The sequence below is a fragment of the Lysinibacillus sp. GW823-FHT02G10 genome (assembly GCF_058797135.1).
This window is the reverse complement of sequence record NZ_JBXAJI010000001.1, coordinates 230,555-254,885: the sequence shown is the minus strand read 5'-3', so window position 1 is coordinate 254,885 and position 24,331 is coordinate 230,555. Positions and strand designations below refer to the sequence as shown.

The 24,331-nt window shown below is 38.5% G+C and carries 25 protein-coding genes and 1 riboswitch; of the genes, 1 reads left to right on the top strand and 24 read right to left on the bottom strand.

What is annotated here, in order from left to right; all coding sequences use genetic code 11:
* Positions 1-59 precede the first annotated feature (59 nt).
* The 13 genes from AC1RFD_RS01280 to AC1RFD_RS01220 all read right to left on the bottom strand — a co-directional run bounded on the left by AC1RFD_RS01280 (position 60) and on the right by AC1RFD_RS01220 (position 13,623).
* Entirely contained in the window at positions 60-647 is a 588-nt protein-coding gene (locus tag AC1RFD_RS01280) for an ECF transporter S component (RefSeq protein WP_036080135.1), read from the bottom strand.
* Between the two features lie 216 nt (positions 648-863).
* A riboswitch (FMN riboswitch) is annotated at positions 864-1,049 on the bottom strand.
* A gap of 143 nt (positions 1,050-1,192) precedes the next feature.
* Positions 1,193-2,482: an RsiX family anti-sigma factor gene (locus AC1RFD_RS01275; RefSeq protein WP_054550609.1), complete on the bottom strand. Its 1,290-nt coding sequence runs from the start codon at positions 2,480-2,482 to the stop codon at positions 1,193-1,195.
* A complete protein-coding gene (sigX, locus tag AC1RFD_RS01270) occupies positions 2,479-3,012 on the bottom strand; it encodes an RNA polymerase sigma factor SigX (protein ID WP_009370717.1) in 534 nt (177 codons plus the stop codon). Before sigX ends, AC1RFD_RS01275 begins: the two co-directional genes overlap by 4 nt.
* A gap of 78 nt (positions 3,013-3,090) precedes the next feature.
* Positions 3,091-4,866 carry an ATP-binding protein gene (locus AC1RFD_RS01265; protein ID WP_048391287.1) on the bottom strand — a complete coding sequence of 592 codons (1,776 nt, stop codon included), beginning with the start codon at positions 4,864-4,866 and terminating at the stop codon, positions 3,091-3,093.
* Complete coding sequence (locus AC1RFD_RS01260; protein WP_004232215.1) at positions 4,859-5,575, bottom strand: response regulator transcription factor; 717 nt, start codon at positions 5,573-5,575, stop codon at positions 4,859-4,861. Before AC1RFD_RS01260 ends, AC1RFD_RS01265 begins: the two co-directional genes overlap by 8 nt.
* A gap of 114 nt (positions 5,576-5,689) precedes the next feature.
* On the bottom strand, positions 5,690-6,871 hold the full coding sequence (gene ccsB, locus AC1RFD_RS01255; protein WP_048391290.1) for a c-type cytochrome biogenesis protein CcsB: 1,182 nt from the start codon (positions 6,869-6,871) through the stop codon (positions 5,690-5,692).
* Positions 6,868-8,544: a cytochrome c biogenesis protein ResB gene (resB, locus tag AC1RFD_RS01250; protein ID WP_054550608.1), complete on the bottom strand. Its 1,677-nt coding sequence runs from the start codon at positions 8,542-8,544 to the stop codon at positions 6,868-6,870. The genes ccsB and resB overlap by 4 nt, the downstream gene beginning before the upstream one ends.
* Positions 8,545-8,549: 5 nt before the next feature.
* On the bottom strand, positions 8,550-9,089 hold the full coding sequence (gene resA / locus AC1RFD_RS01245; RefSeq protein WP_004232210.1) for a thiol-disulfide oxidoreductase ResA: 540 nt from the start codon (positions 9,087-9,089) through the stop codon (positions 8,550-8,552).
* A 317-nt stretch (positions 9,090-9,406) separates the two neighbouring features.
* Complete coding sequence (locus AC1RFD_RS01240) at positions 9,407-10,138, bottom strand: pseudouridine synthase (protein WP_004232209.1); 732 nt, start codon at positions 10,136-10,138, stop codon at positions 9,407-9,409.
* Between the two features lie 300 nt (positions 10,139-10,438).
* Positions 10,439-11,026 (bottom strand): alkaline shock response membrane anchor protein AmaP, encoded by a 588-nt coding sequence (locus AC1RFD_RS01235; RefSeq protein ID WP_244205598.1) that lies wholly within the window; start codon positions 11,024-11,026, stop codon positions 10,439-10,441.
* A gap of 104 nt (positions 11,027-11,130) precedes the next feature.
* Positions 11,131-12,201, bottom strand: a complete 1,071-nt coding sequence (locus AC1RFD_RS01230; RefSeq protein ID WP_054550607.1) for a D-alanyl-D-alanine carboxypeptidase family protein — start codon at positions 12,199-12,201, stop codon at positions 11,131-11,133.
* A 77-nt stretch (positions 12,202-12,278) separates the two neighbouring features.
* The gene (gene scpB, locus AC1RFD_RS01225) at positions 12,279-12,872 is read right to left on the bottom strand and encodes an SMC-Scp complex subunit ScpB (RefSeq protein ID WP_048391293.1); all 594 of its coding nucleotides are present in this window, start codon (positions 12,870-12,872) and stop codon (positions 12,279-12,281) included.
* Positions 12,844-13,623, bottom strand: a complete 780-nt coding sequence (locus AC1RFD_RS01220; protein ID WP_054550605.1) for a segregation/condensation protein A — start codon at positions 13,621-13,623, stop codon at positions 12,844-12,846. Before AC1RFD_RS01220 ends, scpB begins: the two co-directional genes overlap by 29 nt.
* 55 nt (positions 13,624-13,678) lie before the next feature.
* Here AC1RFD_RS01220 and AC1RFD_RS01215 point away from each other — a divergent pair, with 55 nt between their 5' ends.
* Positions 13,679-14,185, top strand: a complete 507-nt coding sequence (locus AC1RFD_RS01215) for a DUF309 domain-containing protein (RefSeq protein WP_066036604.1) — start codon at positions 13,679-13,681, stop codon at positions 14,183-14,185.
* On the opposite strand, the gene AC1RFD_RS01210 is transcribed toward AC1RFD_RS01215, so the two are convergent.
* From AC1RFD_RS01210 to AC1RFD_RS01160, 11 genes are all read right to left on the bottom strand, one after another.
* Complete coding sequence (locus AC1RFD_RS01210) at positions 14,182-14,553, bottom strand: GNAT family N-acetyltransferase (protein WP_004232192.1); 372 nt, start codon at positions 14,551-14,553, stop codon at positions 14,182-14,184. The two genes, AC1RFD_RS01215 and AC1RFD_RS01210, sit on opposite strands and share 4 nt — an antisense overlap.
* 199 nt (positions 14,554-14,752) lie before the next feature.
* Positions 14,753-16,072, bottom strand: a complete 1,320-nt coding sequence (lysA, locus tag AC1RFD_RS01205) for a diaminopimelate decarboxylase (RefSeq protein WP_103117641.1) — start codon at positions 16,070-16,072, stop codon at positions 14,753-14,755.
* 225 nt (positions 16,073-16,297) lie between these two features.
* Positions 16,298-17,746 carry a spore germination protein gene (locus tag AC1RFD_RS01200; RefSeq protein ID WP_004232186.1) on the bottom strand — a complete coding sequence of 483 codons (1,449 nt, stop codon included), beginning with the start codon at positions 17,744-17,746 and terminating at the stop codon, positions 16,298-16,300.
* A 15-nt stretch (positions 17,747-17,761) separates the two neighbouring features.
* Positions 17,762-18,553: an RNA polymerase sporulation sigma factor SigF gene (sigF, locus tag AC1RFD_RS01195; protein WP_009370709.1), complete on the bottom strand. Its 792-nt coding sequence runs from the start codon at positions 18,551-18,553 to the stop codon at positions 17,762-17,764.
* Between the two features lie 10 nt (positions 18,554-18,563).
* A complete protein-coding gene (gene spoIIAB / locus AC1RFD_RS01190) occupies positions 18,564-19,004 on the bottom strand; it encodes an anti-sigma F factor (protein WP_048391296.1) in 441 nt (146 codons plus the stop codon).
* On the bottom strand, positions 18,997-19,350 hold the full coding sequence (gene spoIIAA / locus AC1RFD_RS01185) for an anti-sigma F factor antagonist (RefSeq protein ID WP_004232181.1): 354 nt from the start codon (positions 19,348-19,350) through the stop codon (positions 18,997-18,999). Before spoIIAA ends, spoIIAB begins: the two co-directional genes overlap by 8 nt.
* A 239-nt stretch (positions 19,351-19,589) precedes the next feature.
* On the bottom strand, positions 19,590-20,840 hold the full coding sequence (locus tag AC1RFD_RS01180; RefSeq protein WP_492474427.1) for a thymidine phosphorylase: 1,251 nt from the start codon (positions 20,838-20,840) through the stop codon (positions 19,590-19,592).
* Between the two features lie 13 nt (positions 20,841-20,853).
* Complete coding sequence (deoB, locus tag AC1RFD_RS01175) at positions 20,854-22,035, bottom strand: phosphopentomutase (protein WP_066036601.1); 1,182 nt, start codon at positions 22,033-22,035, stop codon at positions 20,854-20,856.
* A 98-nt stretch (positions 22,036-22,133) separates the two neighbouring features.
* The gene (gene xerD / locus AC1RFD_RS01170; protein WP_492474426.1) at positions 22,134-23,036 is read right to left on the bottom strand and encodes a site-specific tyrosine recombinase XerD; all 903 of its coding nucleotides are present in this window, start codon (positions 23,034-23,036) and stop codon (positions 22,134-22,136) included.
* A 175-nt stretch (positions 23,037-23,211) separates the two neighbouring features.
* Positions 23,212-23,676, bottom strand: coding sequence for a ferric iron uptake transcriptional regulator (gene fur, locus AC1RFD_RS01165; protein WP_004232171.1), 465 nt, complete (start codon positions 23,674-23,676; stop codon positions 23,212-23,214).
* A gap of 122 nt (positions 23,677-23,798) precedes the next feature.
* Positions 23,799-24,311 carry a hypothetical protein gene (locus AC1RFD_RS01160; RefSeq protein ID WP_004232169.1) on the bottom strand — a complete coding sequence of 171 codons (513 nt, stop codon included), beginning with the start codon at positions 24,309-24,311 and terminating at the stop codon, positions 23,799-23,801.
* Positions 24,312-24,331: the final 20 nt, after the last annotated feature.

Below are 24,331 nucleotides of genomic sequence, written 5' to 3'. Positions count from 1 at the left end.
CTATCCATCATTCCTTCCAACAAAAAACCTCAGGTATGTTCACCCGAGGTTAGTAAAAATTATTTTGTTATATAGATAGAACGCTGGCGGTCGATCCACTTGCGCATAGTTGTAAATAAAAATGCCATAATAGCCGTTAATAAAATACCTTTCACAATGTTAAATGGTAAAATCCCAGCGATAATCATTTTATAAAGTGAGTCACCTACAACAGGTTCCATTCCTAAGAAGTATGTGTACATCGGTAAAAATACTGCGTAGTTTAAAATACTCATCCCTACTGCCATTACGACTGTTCCTGTCGCCAAACCTCCAACAAGACCAGCAATTGTTTTAAAGCGATTAAAAATAAGGCTTACAGGCAAAATAAATAAAATACCTGTTGCAAAGTTGGCAATATGACCTACTGGCACGCCTGTTGGCGTTCCAGAGAAAATCCAATCCAATACATTTTTAAATAATTCTACTAAAATACCAGCTACAGGCCCCATTGTGATGGCTGCTATTAATGCAGGCATATCACTAAAGTCGACTTCCAAGAATGCTGGGAATGGTGGAATTGGGAAATTAAAAAGCATTAATAAAAACGAAATACTGCTCAGCATGCCAATCGTAATAAACGATTGAAGTTTAACATTTTTCTTCATAGAAAACTCTCTCCTCTTTGCTGATTCAATCTCGCAAGAAGAAAGGTGACGATCTTTCAATTGTTAGCACGAAAAAACCCTTATGCATAAAGAGCACAAGGGAGAAAGGCATGACGAATAAGCGTCAATTTAAACTATTTTTGAGCACTGTTTAAAAAGCCATACAAAAAAGCGCTCGGTCATAGTTTATTTCATAACAATGAATGACGATCGTACCTCCATCTTCTCCCATCCAGACTTTAACTGTCGGCCTCGGAATCACACCAAGTCAGCCATGCAAATAAATTTGCACAGGTCGCGGGCTGAAGAGCGAAGCATAAACCATTCGAGTTAATGGAAACATTAACGGTTCACCACTCTATTACCGCCGGTCGGGATTTTCACCCTGCCCCGAAGATGAATCATATTATTTTATACTACAACCTTACTATAATTAATTATTAAGAAAAAGTAAATAGTTCTGCTTAAAAAATTCCGATTAGATTTGTAAGTATTGTAAAAATGGAGCATTCCATGTTACAGGAATGCTCCATTTTTGATTTTGACTAAGGCATATATTGTTTATTTGGCCCCACAGGCTTGGGCAAATACGTTTTTAAATCGAATCCTTCCCAGCTTTCTTGGACCACATTATCCAAGCGTAATTGTTGGTCAAAGCTAGCAGCAGTTAACATCATAGCTTCAATCAATTGGGTAGCGCGAATTGGCTCCATCGATGCTAAATCTAAGGGAATATCGAATGTTACGACTACACCTTCTGCTTCCTCTTTCACGGTATATGTTACATTTTCAGGAACCACTGTTACATAAACATCATCATTTTTGTTTTTCATTAGTGTAAGTGCTTCTGTAACATTAGCAAATGTTTGACGGAAATCTGGTGACAGGTATTCTGCCCCACTACCATCTTGGTATAAATAATAATTAAAATGCTTGGCGTTTGTTAATGACATGGCTTGACTTGGCTCACCCTCCTGAGAAAACTCATAAGGTGTGCCATCTTCATTTTGAATCTCAACTTCCGTATATTCAGAATCCGAGAAGGTATCCTCTAAAGTCCCTTTGTACTCATTAACGGTAGCTGATGCAACATCATAGTCATTGTCCTTTGGTAATACGTGGACAAGCTTGTCTTCCTTCTCCTTCAGTTCACCTTTAAAAGGATGATAATCCGTAAACCCTTTGGCTTCTTCATCTATTTGAGGAGCATATTTTTCATACATCTGTAGGGTAGAAGGCTTTTCTGTTCCAAAATCAGTTGCTACACGCTCATTTGGTATCACATATGTCATTGGAACACTTTCTGCATCGCGTCCTGCCAAACCAATACGGAAAATGACAGCATCTTTCACATCTTCCTCATAGACAGACGACCGTAAAGATAACATACGCTCATGCTCCGATACAATACTGGATTGAAGTGCCTCATCCTGGGTAGCTGCCTCTTTAGCAGAACGATCTTCCTGTAACGTAGAGTAATTAGCCGTTTCTGGCGTACTAGCTAGATCTTTTTGGCTAGCGTCATTATTATTCATGAACATGAAGCCAACGAGTACCGTTATCGCGAAAACTGCTGCTACACTCGTAAAAATCGGCATTTTTCGGAACTTAAATCGTGATGGTCGTTCATCTTGTATTAAAGATTTACTTTCTTGTTGTGCTTCTTCATTCTCTATAGGTTGTTGTATCGCTTCTTGTAGGTGACTATTATCCTGCAAGCGAGCATCTGCCATTAACCGATTTAATATTTCTTCTTTTGAACGGCGGTCAGAAAGCTTAGGGGCATTGTTCAAGACATGTTCAAGCTGTTCATCATCAAATGGCTTATGCGTCATTGCCGTTTCGCCTCCTGTTCTCTAATCGGCTGTAGCTGTTGCCTTAAAAATTTAATGGCTCGATGCTGGGTCGTTTTTACCTTAGCTTCTGTCCAATCTAGTATTTGCGCTGTTTCTGCAATCGATAAATCTTGAAAATAGCGCATAATAATGACCATTTTTTGGTCGCCTGTACAGTTTTCAAGTGCTGATTCCACCTGCATAAATTCATCACTGGCCTGTAGCATATCTTCCGGTGATGGCGTGGTTGAATGGAGCTGTTCCGTTTCCCAGTCAAAGAAATCATGTGAATGCTTTTGACGTACAGCTTGCTTTCTAAAATGATCAATTGCTACATTTTTAGCAATAGCAAATAGCCAAGTTTTCTCACTACTATTGCCTGCAAATTGATCGTATGAGCGCAACACTCGTACATAAACTTCATGTGCTAAATCTTCGGCAAGTGTACGGTTTTTTACTAAATATATTAAAAACTGAAACACGTCTTGGTGATATGCATCGTATAGTCGATGGAACACGGAGTCATTCAAAGCACTCCACCCCCGTTCTATAATATTTGTCGTCTTACATTCATAGAAGTTACAGCCAATTAATAGCAATACTTGTTATTAATCGAACGGTAAATAAAACGTGAAGGTTGTACCCTCTTTCAACACACTGTCTACCATAATATTACCTGAGTGTGCCTTCACAATATTTCTAGCAATGGCTAAGCCGAGACCAGTTCCACCCTTGGAACGAGTACGTGCCTTATCTGCTTTATAAAAACGTTCAAAGACATAGGGTAAGTCCTCTTGAGGGATGCCATGTCCTGTATCTTGAACAGATATTTTAGCAAATGTCGGCTCCTGCTCTACTTTTACAGTCACAGACCCTTCATCTGTATGTCTCAGGGCATTGTCAACTAAATTTGTAAGCACTTGTTCAATGCGATCCTCATCTATATTAATCATGGCCTCGTCATTAAATTCACTCTCAAACAGCAGACGAACGTGCTTTTCTTTTGCTACCTGTGCAAATTTTTGTGTAATACGTTCAAAAGTAGAATTAATTGGTAATTCATCTTTATAAAGCGTCATATGCCCTGATTCCATACGTGCCAAATCTAATAAATCTGTCACAAGGCGACCCATTCGCTTCGATTCATCATAAATAATTTTGGTAATCTCATTTCGCTCTTCCTGATCCTGAATAAAATCGTCATCCATTAATGCTTCTGAGTAACCTTGAAGCATGGCAATCGGTGTCCGAAGCTCATGAGAGACATTCGCAATAAAATCCGATCTTAGTTTTTCTAAGCGATGCTGTTCAGTCATATCACGAATAACAGCGACAGCACCACGTATCATTTCCCCACTATAAAGAGGACTAATGGTAAATGTATAATAGCTGCCATCCATTTCAATTTCCTCTTCTAGTTTATCCTCAAACATCAGCACATGATCAAGCATATGATACAGCTCTGGCGGAATAGGTTTTGCACTTTGTGAGCCTTTGTTGACAAACCACTTTTGCATCAGACGTTCGGCTGGTGGATTACTTAATAATATTGTACGATCCCGATTAAACGTAATCACTGCATCTGTCATAGATGTCAAAATATTAGAAAGCTGTTCGTTTTCTTGATTGATAACCTCTAAATTATGCTTTAATTGACGGCCCATTTGGTTGAAGGCAACGGCAAGCTGACCAATTTCGTCATTTTGGGTAGTAGGCATTTTCGCTTCAAAATTCCCTTTTGCAATTTCAAAAGCTAATTCACGCATTTTTCTTAATGGCGAAGTTATACGTGAAGAAAGGAAGAATGCGAAGAATGTCGTCAACACAAATGCTATGAAGGCTGCTAAAAAGACAATTTTCGTAGTTTCCTTAGACGTTTTATGTAGCGCATCTGGGCTTTGGTAGATGAAGACAGCTCCATGTACTGCATTTTCAACATTTAGGGGAAAACCAAGTACGACATAAGATTCCATTTTTTCTTGATCAGTTGAAGAAGGCATCATCATTTCTTTAATAATCGGCTCATCTGATTGAAACACTTCATGAAAAGATTTATTGGCTAATATAGTATCTTGTATTTCTTTTTTGTTGACACCCTCTTGCATCGCAAAGGACACTTCAACATGACTGATAGCGATCAATGCATTGGTTCCTGTAGGTAAAATATCTTTTAATAATTCAGAGGTAGATTCGGCTGTTTCATTGTCATCTACTATACTTGCTACCGTTGCTGCTGTTTGTCGCAATGAAATTTCTGCTTGCTGCATATGGTAATTTTGAAGAAATTCAAGCATTAATACCGTGAAAACAAATAATACAAATGAAACGAGAAGCAATATGGTTACCCATAGCTTCCCGACAACACTATTCCATATTCTATTCATTGACAACCTCAAATTTGTATCCAACGCCCCAAACCGTCACAATCATTTTAGCAGCGTTTTCAGAAACTCGGTTGAGCTTTTCACGTAAACGTTTTACATGTGTGTCTACTGTGCGTAAATCACCAAAGAAGTCATAATGCCATACCTCTTTTAGTAGTTGTTCACGGTCAAATACTTTGTCTGGCGATTTCGCTAAAAAGTACAGCAATTCATACTCTTTCGGTGTTAAATTAACCTCAATGCCTTCTGCAGTCACACGATGTGCATCATGGTCAATCATTAAGTGTTGGAACACCACTAAATCTTTTGAAGAAGATGCATTAGTCGTTGGTGAGAAAGCCTGTGAACGACGTAAAATAGCCTTCACACGTAACACAACCTCACGAGGACTAAATGGTTTTACGATATAGTCATCTGCACCAAGCTCAAAGCCTTGTACACGGTTCGCTTCTTCGCCTTTGGCAGTTAATAAAATAATTGGTGTTGCTGCGCGCTCTCGAATTTCTGCACACACTTCTAGCCCATCTTTTTCAGGCATCATAATATCAAGTAAAATACAGTGATACTCTTTTTCTAAAGATTTCTCGATCGCTTGTTCTCCATTTTCGGCCTCGTCAACAAGGTATCCTTCTCGCTCAAGATACATTTTTAATAAGCGGCGAATACGATCCTCGTCATCTACTACTAATACTGAAATATTTTCTGACACTTTCACGATCCCTCTCTTCCATCTTTCTCTAACTTCTATTGTACATGGTGTGACACATATTGAAAAGAAAAGAAAGCCTCTTCGCTACAGCGAAAAGGCTTGTTGCTTCACAGGTTACGCGTAGGAGTGTAAACCTGCAAGAATTAAGTTAACAGCAATTAGGTTGAATAAAATAATCCCAAAACCAATTAGTGCTAACCAAGCAGATTTTCGACCTTCCCAGCCTTTTGATAGACGTAAATGCAGGAATGCTGCATAGAATAACCATGTAATAAGAGCCCATACTTCTTTTGGATCCCAACCCCAGAAACGACTCCAAGCAATTTGTGCCCAAATCATCGCAAAGATTAAAGCACCAAGGGAGAATACAGGGAAACCAATCAGCACTGAACGATAACCAATTTCATCAAGTAATTGTAAATTGACACGTTTAACAAGTGGTTGGAAAATGGCACTAATTCGACGGCGAGCAATTAAACGAATTAATAAATACAACACAGATCCTACCAATAATGACCAAACAACGGTTGTTAATTTTTTAGCATTAATTAACGCTGGCATTTCTACTAATGGCGACATGCCATGTTCTTCTATCACTTCATATTCATTCATACCGAATACTGGAGGTAAATTGTAAATAATTTTACGAGTAGTACCTTCTTTATCCACATAATTATAGCTAGACTCATAATCCATAGCACTAAATGTAGATGTTACCGCGACAAATCCAACAACTACTACAAGACAGTACATGACGGCTTCTAACCAAAAACGTTGTTTAGAGGGCTTCGTTAAATCTACTACTTTTAACAAGTAAATAAGTCCTGCCACAGCACTAATGGCTAAAATAGATTGCCCTAATGCTGCTGTAATAACGTGAATTGTTAACCAATGACTTTGTAATGAAGGCACTAATGGACTTACTTCTTTCGGGAACATTGCTGCATAAGCAATAATCAAAAGCGCAACAGGCAGTGCCACTAATCCAAGTGCAGTCAAACGATAAATAAAATAAATTAAGATAAACGCGCCGACAATGAACATACCAAAGGCAGTTGTAAATTCGAACATATTACTTACTGGCGCATGTCCTGTATAAATCCAACGCGTAATAAAATAGCCAAGCTGTGATAGGAAACCAATAATAGTAACCACAATGGCAAGCTTGCCCCATTTGCCAGTATTTTTACCAGTAGCATTACCTTGCTTAATTGAACCACCAAATAATAATGTCGCAACTAGATAAGCAATAAACGCAACAAATAGTAAGTTTCCACTTAAGTCAATCAAACTCATAAGGTGTTGTCACCTTCCTTTTCTTTAATGCCACCAGTAGTGGACTCTTCGCCAGCCTCATCTTTCTCTAACTGATCTTTATACGGAGGCAATGCAGCAAATGTTGTAACAGCATCTAAATCCTTTTTCATGCTGAACATATTTTTGTTGACATGGGCAGCCATTAACACACGGCCGTCTGGTTCCACTTGAAGCCATAAACGACGATGATTCCAGTAAGAGCCAATGGCAACACCGATCATAAAGATGACCCCACCAACAAACAGAATAGGGATGGTACTATCTTTTCGCACCGTAATACCTGACATATCACGCATCTCTGCACTAGCAAATTTCATTCTGTATTTATTTTCACCCAGTGGTTCTAAAGGAGGCTGCATAATTTCAACAAAGCTTACTTCTCCTTCAGGAGTTTCTGGTGTAGTCATTTTAAATAAAAATGCAGGATTATTTGGAATAGACGTTTTAGTCTGAGGTTCTCCATTTTCAAATCCATCAAAATCAGGTGTATAGACAAGAATTTGAACGGATGAACCATTCCCTAAATCATATTCTTTTTTAGGATTTGTTAAATCAATCTCTACCTTACCTAATGATTTCTCTGTCGTCTTATTAATTAATTCAAAGTTCATCTGTTTTAATTCATTTAGACGATAATCCATCTGGTAAAGAGCAAAGCCATCTTCTTTCAAAGGATGGTTTACACGAATAGAATAGTCTTTTACTTTTTCTAGATTTTCCGTATCCCCAGGTAATGCGTCTTCAGGTTGCTTGTAAAGTGTAATATCGGTCTGGAAGTTTTTAGCCACTACATTCACACCCTGTTTAACTTGCTCACCTTGAGGTGTATTATCATGTGTTTCTAAAATAAAGTCACGGTTTTCAATGAAATAGCCTTCCATTCCAGTGATAGCTCGTGTTTCACCTTCACGCACCCATATCGATTCATCAACATAGAAGCCTGGAACTAGACGTAGCATGACCCCACCTAAAAAAATGATGAGACCTACATGGTTTATGTACGGACCGTAACGAGAAAAGCGTCCTTTTTCAGCTAAGAGAGCGCTACCATCTCGACGAACAGAATACTTCATCTCAGTCATTTTTTGAGCCACTTTATCAAGCGTTTCCTCCGCACTCGCTGACACTTGTCCTTCTGCAACAATGCGCTGACGCTTCATAAAGCTTTCATGTCTTTTAACACGTTGATTCTTTAATGATTTATAAAGTGGAATGCCTCGGTCAAGACTTGCCACTATAATTGATACTGCTAGCATACCAACTAAAATCTGGAACCACCATGAGCTATATAAATCCGAAAGCCCCAACGTATAATAGATTTTACCGAATGTACCATATACGTCTGCGTAATAAGCCCCCTTCTCCATATCAGAAGCTTTTACGTAAAACTCTTGCGGTAGTAATGTTCCGACTGAAGCAGCAATTAATGTGATAATAATTAAGGATATACCAACTTTAACACTTGAGAAGAAATTCCATATTTTATCAACAAATGATTTGTTATATGTTTTGGAGCGAATGGCCATACCATCATAGCGCATATCAACAACTTTATTTTGTTTTTCTTCTTCGGTTAAAGGACGACCACATTTTTCACAAAGCTTCGTGCCGTATGGATTACTATGACCACAAGCACAAATGATTTTTTCCATCGTCATTACTCCTTATTTGGCTTCACTAATTCCATGTACGAAGCAATATCTTTCTCCGTCATTTCACCTGTAATAATTTTGGCCACTTTGCCTTCTGGATCAATTAACACTGTTGCAGGTAATTGTCCTACATTATAAGCAGTCATAACACTTTTTGTTTTGTCGATAACTACTGGAAATGACAACCCATATCGATCGACAAAATTCTGTACTTCAAAATCTGTTTGAGCAATATTGACAGCTAATGTTTGTACACCGTGATCTTTAAATTCTTGATACTGATTGTCCATTGCGGGCATTTCCTTCTCACAAGGCTTACACCAAGTTCCCCAGAAATTTAAAAATACCCCTTGCCCTTTATAATCCGACAATTTATGTTTTTCACCGTTTAAATCTACTAACGTGAAGTCAGGTGCCTCAGAGCCTACTGCTACTAACTCTACTTTTTCCTTTGTTGCTGTTCCATATACTGTGTACCCGATTGCCAACGCTAACACAGCTAAAATGACAGTTCGCAGTACAAGACGTTTTTTCTTTTTCTCCAAGTTAATAAACCCCCTATCAATTACGGCTTGCGTTGCTTTAACATATTGAAGAAACAAATAGAACTTTTTCATTCTCTATACGTCTATAAATATGTAAAAGCTTCTTTCACATTGACGTCAACAATACCGGATTAAATGTGTTACAGCTTTTTTGAACAAACTGCTACTAGGTGTACTATTCTCACCTATTATAGCAAAATGATACAAAAACACTTAGCTATTAATTATGAATGATTTATGAACGATTTCACCACAAAGAAAGTGTAAACATCCAAATACCTCTATTGGTATCCACACTTTCTTCTGGCAACATTGCATTAATCAAGCTTTCCTGTTTCTGCTAACACACGTAGTTGCTTTACTTCATGCTTTGATAATTCACGGTATTCTCCTGGAGCAAGACCAAATAAATCTAAAAAAGCAAAGCGTTCGCGTTTTAATTTAACAACGGGTGTTCCAATCGCTTCAAACATACGACGGACTTGGCGATTGCGCCCTTCATGAATCGTGATTTCACAAATAGCTTTGCCCGCTTTTTCATCGAAAGATGTCATACTTACCTTAGCAGGTGCTGTCTTTCCATCCTCTAATTTGATCCCTCGTTGAAGCTTTTTAAGCCCTTCAATTGTTGGCACACCTTTGACACGAGCGATATATGTTTTGTCAATTTTAAATTTCGGATGTGTCAACATATAGGAAAATTCTCCATCATTTGTCAATAGCAATAATCCAGATGTATCATAATCAAGACGACCAACTGGGAAAATACGTTGCGGAATATGATGAAATAAATCTGTGACAGTTTTGCGTCCTTTATCATCTGTAACTGCAGAAATTGTTCCACGTGGTTTGTAAAGTAAGAAATATACCTTATCTTCTTTTTCTAGTTTTACACCTTCTACTTCAATTGTATCGGAATTAGATACCTTTGTTCCTAACTCACGAACCACTACACCATTTACTTTAACTTTACCTTCTAAAATCAATTGCTCTGCCTTGCGCCTTGACGCAACACCTGCATAGGCAATGACCTTTTGTAATCTTTCCATTTTTTCACCTCTAGTTTTCTTTCACATTGACACGTTCGTCATCATTCGATTTCGATCCAATGAATAGGGTTATTTTTCCCGCTAATCTGTGAAAATTATGTCATACTTTTAGACATTATTAAAGAAAAACAAATTTCACATTTTTTAATTGAGTATTCCGACTAATTTCTCGTTCGTTAATTTCTTAACATTTGAACCGAGATTTTGTTTTGTTTACTAGCAGTATACTCATTTGATAATCATGCGAATCGATTGTAAAATGTTTATTTTGACACAAAAAAAGCTACCATTCGGCAGCTTTTATCTGTATACATTTTCAATTGTTAGGCCACGTTGCTTTAACTCATTGGCTATATAGTTTTTAGCCAGTACCATGTTGCCTGCCAAAGGTTCCTCCATTGTGGAACCATCTTGAAATGTAAAAACCAGATGATCAGGCTTTGTCACACCACTTTTTTCTAGATTAACCTGCTCAACTTTCACTATTTCTTCCCACTCGACAAAATTTACTTTTAAACTAAAAAATGGATTCATATGAATACCTCTTGAATCTATCCATTTATAAGTATTAAAGCTTAATGCGATGAAACCTAAGGCAATTAATAAGGAAGTAGATACTAGACCACGTTTTATATTCTTTCTTTTTTTCGTTTTAGGTATGATCAAATAATTGATTAGTAGTACGAGGGCCATGACAAATAAAGAGACCATAAAGATAATATAAGCATTAAAATAAGGTGCAAAATAATAAAATTCATTAGGTCGATATAGTATCTCTTGAATTGGATATAGAAGAATGACAGGCACAATTAAACTTGATAAGAATAAGATAATGATTAGCCCAAATTGAATTTGCCTACCATTACTTTCCATTGAAGCTTCCCTCAATTTCCTCACCCCTTTTTTCGAAAATTAAGAATTTTAAATTCATTATCATTTTACCAAATTTAACATCAATTGATCAAATAATGTAAAAAATCAGCAAATCGTTTTTAACGATCCGCTGATTCAACTTTTACTGGCGTTGCATAAATCCGTTCTTCTCCTATAAAGATAGACAAGACTGCTTCTTGGCGTTTCCTTGAAACATGTAATACTTGCCTCACCTGTTCTTTTTCCTCTTTATTTAACTGTAGTCGAACGGGCTCTTGTAAACGAATAGCCAACTTTTTATTGACATTGTATTTACCCTTTTTCACTACTGTTTCAAGACTATAATCTTGCCATACTTTATTGGATAAACCTCGATGTACATTCCAATCATCTGATTCATTTAATGTGACGACAACGCAGATTTGCCCGTCCTTTTGAAAGGCCGTTGCAAGTGTTCGTCCAGCAACCTTAGTAAAGCCCGTTTTTCCAGCGAAAGCAGTACCAGTGGCTGACTTTAAGGAACTAACAGGCTGTTCTGTCTCATCATCTATATCTGCTGCCATTCCTGAACCTTCTCTTAATAGACGGTGTTTATTTTCCCATAACATTCCGTTTACTGTATTTGCCCGATAAAGTACCGTTGAAGCAATTTTCTCAAATGTTTTATTTTGCAACGCAAGTCTTAACATCTCAGCAGTATCTCTTGCAGACGATAAATGCTCATCATGATGAAGACCAGAAGGATTCATAAAGACGGTATTGGTAAGACCTGCAATAACAGCTCTTTCATTCATTAATTTGACAAAACCCTCTACAGACCCTCCTACATGTTCGGCTAAAGCTGTTGCAGCATCATTGCCGGAACGTAGCATTAAGCCATACAATAACGTTTCAACTGTCACCGTTTCACCAGCCTGTAGGTAAATAGAGCTCCCCTCAGCCATAGCAGCCTTAGGGGATATAACGACTTCATCCTGCAAGTCACTATTTTCAATTGCCACAAGTGCTGTCCAAATTTTTGTGAGGCTAGCAATAGGTAATCGTTCATCGCTATTGGATCCAATTAAAAGTCGACCTGTATCGCCATCCAAGACAGCATAGCCGCTTCCTCCTCTTGCAAAGCTAGTCTGAGGAAGCATTACCATTAACACAATGATCATAAACAGTGTTAAACGAAATAACCGAAGCAACGAGCCACTCCTTATTCAATGTGATAGGAAATTATAGATTTAAATTTATGTTGAAGGCTACGCATTATACCTAACCATTATTTTGCTCCGCTAAAAGTCTCTTGGAACTTCGTCATAAATAAATCTGTTTCTTGTTCTGTATCAGCAAGGTCCTCTTCAGGTAGAGGAGGCATTTCTTCTATACTATTTAAGCCAAAATAATGTAAAAATTCTTTTGTTGTTCCATATAAGATGGCACGTCCAGTCCCTTCTGACCGTCCTACCTCTTTAATTAATCCTCGTGAAACTAATGTTTGGATTGGTCGTTCACACTTCACACCGCGCAAATCTTCTATTGCTACACGTGTAATGGGCTGTTTGTATGCCACGATCGCTAACACTTCAAGGGAGGCTTGAGATAAGGATTGTGCGGTTGGATTTTCTACTAATCTTTGAATCGTATCGGCAAACTCAGATTTTGTAATGAGCTGATAAACGCCTGCAATTTCTTTCACCGTGATTCCTCTTGTTAAATCTTCTTCGTAGGTTTCTCTCAATGTATTCATTGTTTGCAGAATCAGCTCTTCCTGCTCTCCTAAGAGTTGTGAAAGTTGTTTAATCGTTAAGCCATCATCTCCCACAACAAATAATAAGGCTTCAATTCTACTCTGTAACATCAATGTTTTCGTCATCTTCCCATTCCTCCTTCTGTAAGGTAACCGTTAATTCTTCAAAGTTACCATCTTGCTCTACGATGACGACCTGACGTTTCATCAGTTCAAGAAGAGATACAAACGTCAGAATAAGTGTTGGCTTATCTTCATAGGGAAAAAGCTCGAAAAATGATGCACGTCCACCTGTTAATCGTAAAGAATCCACAACAGAGCGCATTTGATCTTTTACTGATCGCTCCTGCCTTGCTACAGTAGTTTTTAATGGTTTTTTTAATTTTTTGCGACGCATTAATTTCTGAAATGCTCCAAGCATATCATAGATATTCACATTCAAATCAAATAAAGCCATCTGTTCTTCTGAGGCTAATCCTGTTAAATCAGCAGGTGGCCTCGTAAATACCTGTGCTCGGTCTGTTTCAAGCTCCTGCAAATTACTAGCTGCTTCCTTGTATTTTTTATATTCGATTAAGCGTTGCACGAGTTCTTCACGAGGGTCAGGGCCGTCCACTTCTAATTCTGCGTCCTCCATCTCTCCTTCGTGAATTGGCAATAACATGCGGCTTTTAATTGCCAGTAAAGTTGCTGCCATTACTAAATATTCACTTGCTTCATTTAACTCTAATACTTGCATTGCATGTATATGGTCGATATATTGTTGTGTAATTTCAGCCATTGGGATATCATAGATATCAATTTCCAATCTGTGAATTAAATGCAATAATAAATCAAGAGGCCCTGAAAAGGCTTCTAATTTTACTTCATAAGACATTATTTTACCACCCTGAGATTCTATGTTCTTTTAGTATAGTGGAAAGGAGTCCAAAATGCATCCACAGCATCATACTTTATTTATAGATTACTGTGCCTATTTTAATGGCAATCAAGATTTTTTTGAATGCCATGAAGTGCTAGAGGAATATTGGAAGGAAATTGCACCTGGCGATAAAATGCATCCGCTTGTCGGCTATGTGCAGCTGGCAACAGGTTTCTATCATTGGCGACGTGGTAATAATACTGGTGCTAAACGAATTTTAGAAAAAGCACTTCATAACTTTCAAGAAAATGAAGGGCATGTTTTTTTCCAAGAAATTGATTATCTTGAACTCCTAACACAAATAACAAAAGCTATCACTTCGATTGAAATGGGCAAGTCCTTTCAAACTTTCCAGCTTCCTCTCTCACCTCACTTGCTGGATTTAGCCCTAGCACGTATAAAGCTTTTGCCATCAAATAGCTCAAATTATCTTCTTCATAAACATATGCTTCGAGATCGCTCACATATTCTTGCAGAGCGACAAGAAAGCAAACAAAGAAAAAGCAGACGTTGTTAATCGTCTGCTTTTTCATCGATACAATGAATACATTTTTGAACAAAACTACGTGTTTCATCTGTAGCACGCACACTTTCATATTGGCCAAGTTCCGCCACTTCTTGAAGCATCTCCGTTGCTACGCCCTCTCCTCTATAGGAAGGGATCACCGACACGTGCTGGATTGTGGCTATATTATGCTCATCAACAACAAGCCCTACAATGCCAACATATTCATCATTCTTTTTCCATAAGTATAAAACCCAATTATCGTCATTTTCATAGGAGTGGATGGTTTCTGTAAGCTTTTTTACGTCTTTTTCGTTAGGCATAAATGAAAGTAGCCCCATTGCTATTTTCTCTAAAGCTTTTTTATATCGAATTAACATATTTGTCTATTCCCTCTTTTTCTAGCTGTACATAATCTTTGACTATCCTACACGATTTGTACTTTTACCGCAAGCCAATTTCTGTCTTACGAACCAGGTCCGAGAATACCTTTCGACGCCAACACCCAATAGACTACGCCCCATAATAAAATAAATGTTGTAATGGACGCTAGTAATACCCACTTATTTTTCCTCAAATTTACTCACCCTTTTTTAAAGTTAGCGGGAGATCGTTTTGCACAATATCTTCATAACTTTCGCGGCGAATAGCTAGTTGATGCTGTCCATCCTCTACAAATACAACTGCAGGTCTTGGCACACGATTATAGTTACTAGCCATCGAATAACCATACGCACCTGTACAGAAGATGGCTAACACATCACCTGAAGCAGCATCTTGTAGTTTAGCATCAATAATTAATTTATCGCCAGATTCACATAATTTACCAGCAACTGTATAGAGCTCATCTTTCGGCTCGTTCGCCTTACTTGCGATGACTGCCTCATACTTAGCGTCGTATAATGCGGGACGGATATTATCGCTCATACCTCCATCGACAGCAATATATTTTCGCACATCTGGCACAATTTTTTGTGAACCGATTGTATAAAGAGATGTTCCTGCATCACCTACAAGTGATCGACCTGGTTCAATCCAAATTTCCGGCATCTTCAGTCCAAGAACAGTTGCTTTATTTTTGACAACTGTAATCATATCCTCTACATATACTTGTGGTTCAAGCGGTGCATCTTCTTCAGTATAACGAATACCAAAGCCCCCACCTAAGTTTAACACAGTACATGTAAATCCGTGAGTCTTGTTCCAATCAGAAATTTTGTCAATCAATTTTTCTCCAGCCAATCCAAAACCGGCAGTGTCAAAAATTTGTGAGCCAATATGGCAATGTAAACCAAGTAGCTCTAGGAATTCATGGTTAAATGTTTGTTGGAATGCTTCATCTGCTTGACCATTGTTTAAGTCAAAGCCGAATTTTGAATCTGCTTGACCTGTCGTGATGAAATCATGCGTATGTGCTTCAACACCTGGTGTAACACGTAATAATATACGCATTTTTTGCTGACGGCGCTCCGAAATATCTTTTAAAAGCTGTATTTCATAGAAATTATCTACAACAATACATCCAATCTTGGAGTCAAAAGCTAGCTCTAATTCAGCAATGCTTTTATTGTTACCATGAAAATGAATGCGCTCTGCAGGGAAACCTGCCTTTAAGGCAGTAAATAATTCTCCACCAGATACAACATCCAATGATAAATTTTCTTCTGCTGCTAATTGATACACCGCTACACATGCAAATGCTTTTGAAGCATAAGCTACTTCTGCTTTTACACCTAGTTTTTTAAACGTATCGATAAAGCTGCGCGCACGCTTACGAATAAGTGCAGTATCATACACGAAAAGTGGTGTACCATACTCTTTTGCTAGCTCTAATGTGTCTACCTGTCCAATTGTTAAATGACCATCTTCAGAAATCGCTTGTGTTCCATATAAATGCATGTGCATCTCTCCCTTTTCACATCGTTCCATCTTGTTATTTTTACGGTTTGAAAGTTGAAGGGTTCTTTACTATATTAGAACCATTCCATCAAAAAATTATTTCCTTCACATATAAAAAAACAAATGTATAGTACTTGCTTTTTCTTGAATGAAAATAATTTTTGCAAAAATCACAAAATACTATATGTGAACTTTATCACATGAAAAAAACGAGTGCAACGGCTCCTATGATCTTTTTCGCTGTTTGGAAGCGACTACATAAGGCCTTAGTGCATCCGCTGTCATTGGGAAGCGAATAATGACGCGAAGCATTGCTGTTGGAAAGAATGGAACAAGCGGCCATAAATAAGGTGCCTGCATTGGTCGCAATGAACATAAATACGTAAACAATAAAAATAAACCAATAAATAACCCATTGACACCCCAGAGACCCGTCATCAGAAGTAGCAGTAACCTAAAAATTTTAATGGAGATACTAAGCTCATAGGATGGAATAATGAAAATAAGAATGGCTGCCACCGCTGTATAGAGGACCACCTCTGAAGAGAATAATCCAACATCAATCGCAATTTGACCAATGATTACCCCCGCAACCAATCCCATCGCTGTGGACAATGGTGACGGTGTATGAATGGCGGCCATCCTCAAAAATTCTATTCCAATATCTGCAATCAAAATTTGTAGTAATAAAGGTACATGCGATTTCTCCTCCGTACCTAAAAAGGAGAGGGCATCTGGAAGTAGGGATTCATTCGTTGCAAATACATACCACAATGGCAATAAAAGTAAACCCATTACAGAGCCAAAATATCGCATAAAACGTACAAACGTCCCTACTGTGGGTGCCTGACGATATTCCTCTGCATGCTGCAATAAATGAAACACTGTAACAGGTACTAAAATAACGGATGGAGAAGTATCGACTAATATAGCTATATGCCCTTCAAGTAGATGAGCTGCAGCAATATCAGGTCTCTCCGTATAACGTACAAATGGAACTGGGTGGAACTTTTGTTTAAAGAGCCATTCTTCTAATGATTTATCGGCCATCGTCAAGCCATCATGATTTATTTGTCCAAGACGCTGTCGTAAACTTTCGAGCATATCTTCATTGGCAACATCCTTCATAAACGCGATCGCCACGTCGGTTTGACCGATTTTGGATATTTTATGTAGCTCGAAACGTAGATTACTATTACGAATTCGCCTACGTATTAAGGCTGTGTTTTGAGAAATCCCTTCTGTAAAGCCATCCCTTGATCCACGGATAACTTTTTCATTATCTGGCTCTTCTGGAGAGCGTCCTGGATAGTTTCTAAGCTCTGCAACATAGCAATAGCCACTTTTAGTAATAAAGGTGACTTGTCCACTTAAAATGGCTAGTAAATAGGCTTTACGCTCTGTTTCTTCTGAACGTCCATGGAAATTAAAGTAAGACTCAAAATATTCCTTCTCATCCTCTACATCAATTTCAATGTCCTCATCTGGAAGCATGCTAGACAGCAACTGTGTTAAAGCTTCTCCATCTACAAGCCCACTAATATATGCACAAAGGACCGGCAAATCTTTGACAAATAAGTGTTTAATACCAACGTCAAACGATTCGCCGTCACCAAATTGTTCGATAAGAAAATCTTCGGCTTCTTCTAAGCTGTTAAATAATTTATTTGTCATGCTGTCACCATTTTCTTAGATGTCTTTTTTTATTACTTCCTGCTCCACTGTTGCACTAGTTGCCATCCAACTTTTCAGCTGGGCAAGGATTTTTTTCTCTAATCGGGAAACCTGTACCTGCGATATACCTAATCTATTTGCAATTTCAGTTTGCGTGCAATCTGAAAAATAGCGAAGATATATGATAGACTGCTCTCTTGGCTCAAGTCTCGTTAGTACTTCTTTTAATGGGATGTAATCAAATGGTTGCTCCGATTTTTCATCCTTCATTTGATCCATTAGTGTAATGGAATCACCCTCACTCTCATACAATTGCTCATGAAGAGAGGCAGGGTCTCTCAATGCATCGGATGCTGTAACAATTTCCTCTGTTGTCACACCAAGCACCTGAGCAAGCTCTTGAATGGTTGGTGGATGTTCGTTCTTTTTAATAAATTCATCTGTAGCATGACGGATTTTAAAATTGAGCTCACGAATAGAGCGGCTCACCTTCACCATACCATCATCCCTTAAAAAACGCTGAATTTCTCCAATGATCATCGGTACAGCATAGGTTGAAAATTTCACATCATAGGTTAAATCAAATTTATCCACAGATTTCATGAGCCCTATGCAGCCAATCTGGAATAAATCCTCAAGCTCAACACCTCTCGTTGTAAAACGTTGAACAATGGACCACACAAGTCTCGTATTGCCTTCTACCATTCGTTTACGAGCCTCATGATCGCCCTGCTGTGCGCGTGCAATTAAATCACGCATTTCCTCCTGAGACAATAGCTTATCGGACGACTGTTCTAACGGCTTCACGGGTTTAACCTCACATTACCGCTGTGCGAACTGTGTAAAATTTCTTCGTGAATGTTACAGTTGTTCCTTCTTGCCATTTTGATATAACTGTCAGCTGATCTGAGAAGCTATCCATAATCGTGAAGCCCATACCCGAACGCTCCATCATACTTTTTGTTGTAAATAATGGTTCCATTGCTCGACTAACGTCTTCAATTCCTATCCCTTTATCCATGACAGATACTGTCACAATATCATCCTCACGTTTAGCATGAACTGTCACAACACCCTTACCATCTTCTTCATAGCCATGAATAATAGCATTGGAAACTGCTTCTGAGACAACTGTTTTAAATTCTGATAGCTCATCAATAGTTGGATCTAATTGTGCAATAAAGCCTGTAACAGCTACACGCGCTAAAGCTTCATTTTCACTAATTGCCAAAAAAGTTAATGTCATTTCGTTATCCATTTACAATCCCCCTTACGCGATCAATCGCTTGTTCCTCTGTTGCATCCATCATCCACGGTCCTAAACCTGAAAATTGAAATACTTTTCGCATTGTTGGCGATGGATTCAATAATATAGTTCGCCCAGCAACTGCCTCTAACTCACGCATACGACCAAGCACTAATCCAACTCCCGAACTATCCATGAAAGATAGTCCTTCCAAGTTCCAAATGATGGTCGTCACAGTGCCTTGAAAAATTGCTGCAGAAATTTTCGCTCGAATTTGTTCAACGGCATGATGATCGAGCTCCCCAAACAAACGTATAACGACTGTCTCTCTTGTGACCATTTCTAATTGATAATGCATGAACATCGCCTCCTCCTCGTGCAATTCCACATTCAATAGATTGAATCCTTGTGGCTGACAGAACTAGTGCAAAGTCTTCCGAAATAGTGTCTAATCGACATACTTATAGCTTTTTAGGTTAAGTGCAGTATGGGATAAATCTACAATTTCTAAACGCTATCGAGCTCTAAATTTTGGCGATTCATCGAACGCACAAAAAAGCGAGAACCCTCATAAGTGAGGGCTCTCGCTAAAAATCTTTATGCAATTGTATAAGCTTGCTGAATTTTATTAATTGTCTCTTCGTCAATTGGCTGATTTGAATACAAATAAGCAATCGTATCACCATTATTAACATGATCACCTTTTTTGGCGATTAGCTGAATTCCTGCATCATAATCAAGCTTTGATTCCTTCGTTAAACGTCCAGCGCCTAGACTAACACTTGCTTCTCCAACTAATAAAGCATTAATCGTCTCCACCGTGCCCTCTGAAACCGCTGTCACTGCTACTTTATGAGCTGTGTCATTTTGAACAATATCAGAGACTACTCCTCCTTGCGCCACAATAAACTCCTCGAATTTTGCAGCTGCAGAGCCATCTGCTAGCACTCGCTTAACAGCAGCTGTTGCTTCCGCTTCATTCACACCTGCCGCAATTTGGTACATCAAGGAAGAGATGACAACACATTCATCAACCAAATCTTCATGCGTTTCTTCCATACGTCCACTTAATAGGGCATAAGCCTCCACTACCTCAAGCTTATTACCAATCATTTTCCCTAAAGGATTATCCATATCACTGATGTGTGCGATGACTTTACGGCCAAGTTTTTCTCCAATAGCCGTCATTGTATCTGCTAAACGCTGTGCTTCTTCCTGCGTCTTCATAAACGCACCTGAGCCACATTTTACATCGAGGACTATACCATCGGCACCACTTGCAATTTTTTTACTCATAATCGACGCTGCGATTAATGGAATAGAATCGACAGTACCTGTCACATCACGTAATGCATATAATTTTTTGTCGGCTGGTACTAGATTACCTGTTTGTCCAGCAACGGCAATTTTATGCTGATTGACATTATCAATGAACTCCTGTGATGAAAGCTCTGTTTTAAAGCCCTGAATGGATTCAAGTTTATCAATTGTCCCCCCAGTAATCCCTAAGCCTTTACCACTAAATTTCGCAACAGGAATTCCTAGAGAAGCAATAATTGGCGTAACAACAAGTGTAACCTTGTCACCAACCCCTCCAGTTGAGTGTTTATCAATTTTAAAGCCTTCAATAGATGTTAAATCAATGACATCGCCTGATTCGATCATTGCCTTTGTTAAATAAAATGTTTCATCATCAGACATGCCTAGTAAACGTATCGCCATTAATAAAGAACTTGCTTGATAATCTGGGATAGAGCCTGTCGTATAGCCTTCAACAAAATACTGAATTTCAGCTTGAGAAAGCTCTAATCCTTGTTTTTTCTTTTCAAACAATTGAACCATATTCATACAAAAAACCCCCTTATTTCAAATCATGTAAGAAACTTTTACCGAATGGCGGTGCTTCTACATGAAAGTTTTCTGCAACTGTTGCTGCAATGTCTGCAAAGGTTTCACGAAGCGCAAGTTCCGCACCACCTTTAAAACGTGGTGAATAGACAATTAGTGGTACATATTCGCGTGTATGATCTGTCCCTGGGAAGGTTGGATCATTGCCGTGATCTGCTGTAATAATTAATAGATCGTCTTCTGACATTGCCTCTAGAATTTCTGGTAGACGTGCATCAAATTCTTGTAATGCCTGTCCATAGCCTAGAGGATCACGTCGATGGCCGAAATTGGCATCAAAGTCGACTAAATTTAAGAAGCTTAGACCACGGAAGTCACGACGTACAACTTCTGCAAATTGATCCATACCATCCATATTATTTTTTGTACGTACAGCATCTGTTACACCTTCACCATTGAAAATATCTGAGATTTTTCCAATTGCAATCACATCTAATCCCGCGTCCTTCAAAACATTCATTGTTGTACGACCAAATGGCTTTAACGCATAATCATGACGATTGGATGTACGAGTAAAGTTTCCAGGCGTACCCACAAATGGTCGTGCGATGACGCGACCTACTAAATATTCAGGCTGTAATGTTAATTCACGAGCAATTTCGCAAATTTTATATAACTCTTCTAGTGGAATGATTTCTTCATGAGCAGCAATTTGTAAAACAGGATCGGCTGATGTATAGACAATAATCGCACCTGTTTCCATATGCTCCTTCCCAAAATCTTCAATTACTTGTGTACCACTTGCTGGCTGATTGCATAGCACTTTCCGACCTGTACGTTTCTCTAGCTCATCAATTAGCTCTGCTGGAAACCCATCTGGATACACTTTAAATGGTTTATCAATATTTAACCCCATGATTTCCCAATGGCCAGTCATCGTATCTTTACCAACTGATGCTTCTTGCATTTTACCGTAGTATGCTTTAGGGTCAGTAGTTGCATGCATTCCATGCAATGGTTCAATATTCGCTAAACCAAATGACTCCATTACTGGCATTGTAAGCCCATTCATTTTTTCAGCGATATGTCCTAGTGTATGTGCGCCAACATCCCCAAATTTAGCAGCGTCTGGCGCTTCACCAATACCTACGGAATCCATGACAACAACATGGATTTTGTTAAAAGGTTTATTCATAATGGTTGCCTCCTAATCTCATGACTCTATTTTACCAAAAAAATGCGAAAAATAAAGGTCAGACATCCGACTGAAAAATAATTTTTTCCTATTATCTTTTAAGCACGTGGATGGAATTGCTTATAGACCTCAGATAATCTTGTTTTGCTAATATGTGTATAAATCTGGGTAGTAGAAATATCTGCATGACCAAGCATCTCCTGCACCGCTCGTAAATCGGCTCCATTTTCAACCAAATGAGTGGCAAAGGAATGACGCAATGTATGTGGTGTTAATTCATGTTGGATGCCTGCCTTTAACGCATGCTCCTTCATTAATTTCCAACAACCCTGCCTTGTTAAACGTTTCCCTCTTTGATTAATAAAAAACGCATCTGTTTTGGGGTACTTTCCCTGTAATTGACTACGAGCACCATTTAAATAGGCATTTATTGCCAAAAGTGCGCTTTTGCCGAGTGGAATGATTCGCTCCTTGCCACCCTTCCCAAATACACGTACAAAGCCCATGGTTAAATGAATATCAGCTAAATCCAGTGCAATAAGTTCACTGATGCGCATACCAGACCCATATAGTAACTCCAGCATGGCAAGATCACGTATACCTTGTGGCTTACTTTTATTTGGAGCTGTTAGTAAAGCTTCAATCTCTTGGATAGATAAAATATTAGGCAACTTTTGCTCAATTGTCGGCATCTCCAAATGGACTGTCGGATCAGTTTCTGCGCGCTTTTCTCGTAGTAAAAATTGGTGGAAACTTCGAATCGATGAAATATGACGGGCAATGGTACGACTTGTCTTTCCCTGTGCCCGCAATTGCTCTAAATGGCGTAATATAGTTGTCCGTTCTACCACACTAAAATCAGACATACCTTCTGCTTCCTTTAAAAAATGTACATAGCTTTCTAAATCTCGGCGATAGGATGCTAATGTATTAACAGATAACTGCCTTTCCACCTGAATAAAATGGATATAGTCCTCTACTACATATTGAAATTCATTCATCACAACGCCCCCTCACTGTCAATTATTCTCTATTTTAGCATGGCCTTAAGAAATGTGCTAAAGGACCCTCCATTCGACATAAACCACCAACCATAATGGTGTCTATACTTCAATAAAAAAAACAAAAAACTGCCCGATTCAATCTATACCAAAGATTAAAACAGACAGTTTTTCGTTATTTTTCTTCATTCGATTCGTCGTTTTTATCATGACAGCGCCAGCATATGCCGTGGAAAGTTAGTCGGTGATCTTTTATAATAAAGTTCCAACGTTTTTCAACAACGGCTTCCACATCTTCAAGTAAATCTTCTTGAATTTCATCAACAGCACCACATTCGATACAAACAAGATGATGGTGGAAATGGGCAGCTCCCTCTTGGCGTAAATCATAGCGCGATACGCCATCGCCAAAGTTGATTTTGTCGACAATTTTGAGCTCAGTTAATAATTCTAACGTTCTATAAACAGTAGCTAGACCAATCTCAGGTGCTTTTTCTTTTACTAAAAGATAAACATCTTCAGCACTTAGGTGGTCCTCTTCGTGCTCAAGCAAAACAGCAACTGTCGCTTCTCGCTGCGGCGTCAGCTTGTAACTAGCACTATGCAACTGTTTTTTTATACGATCAATTCGGCTCTCCATGTGACGCCCCCCTAAACTCTTTCCATTATACCAAAGGAGTAAATCCTATTACAAGATAGTGAATAGATTTCTAACATGCTTCTACTTTTTTATCTGATCACAATTTTGGTCTATTCAATCCATCATTTTAACACATAAGAAATAACAATAAACTCAGCAACTATTATGATGAAAAATGCGATAAAATTCAACAAAATTGTCCGACCAGATACTTGTTTCCCGATTTTTCGCTTTGACCAAGCGGGTACAAGTAAATTGCATAGGACTAGCAACAATATACAATAGATGAGCTGAAATGGAAACCACCAAATCGTATAAAGCCAAAAAGCTTCAAGTTTTTGTAATAAAAAAACCGAACTAAAGCCAAAAAAAGTGGCACGCATGGCTACAGTCACACGCACTAACACCTTTAAGACGCTATGTGTTGCTAGTAATAATATAAGACCTATGGAAATAGCAACAGGCAGTACTAAACGAAAAATGGATTGCCTGTCCCCATCTGCTAAACGAGGCTCTATAAATAATATAAAGGGTTCCGCTTTCGGTCCACCAATAATATGAAAGAAAATAACGCCACAAACAAAACTTACTGCAATGATGGAAGCGTGATAAAAAATAGACACCGTACGAGACATAAACATGCTCCTTTTCTATC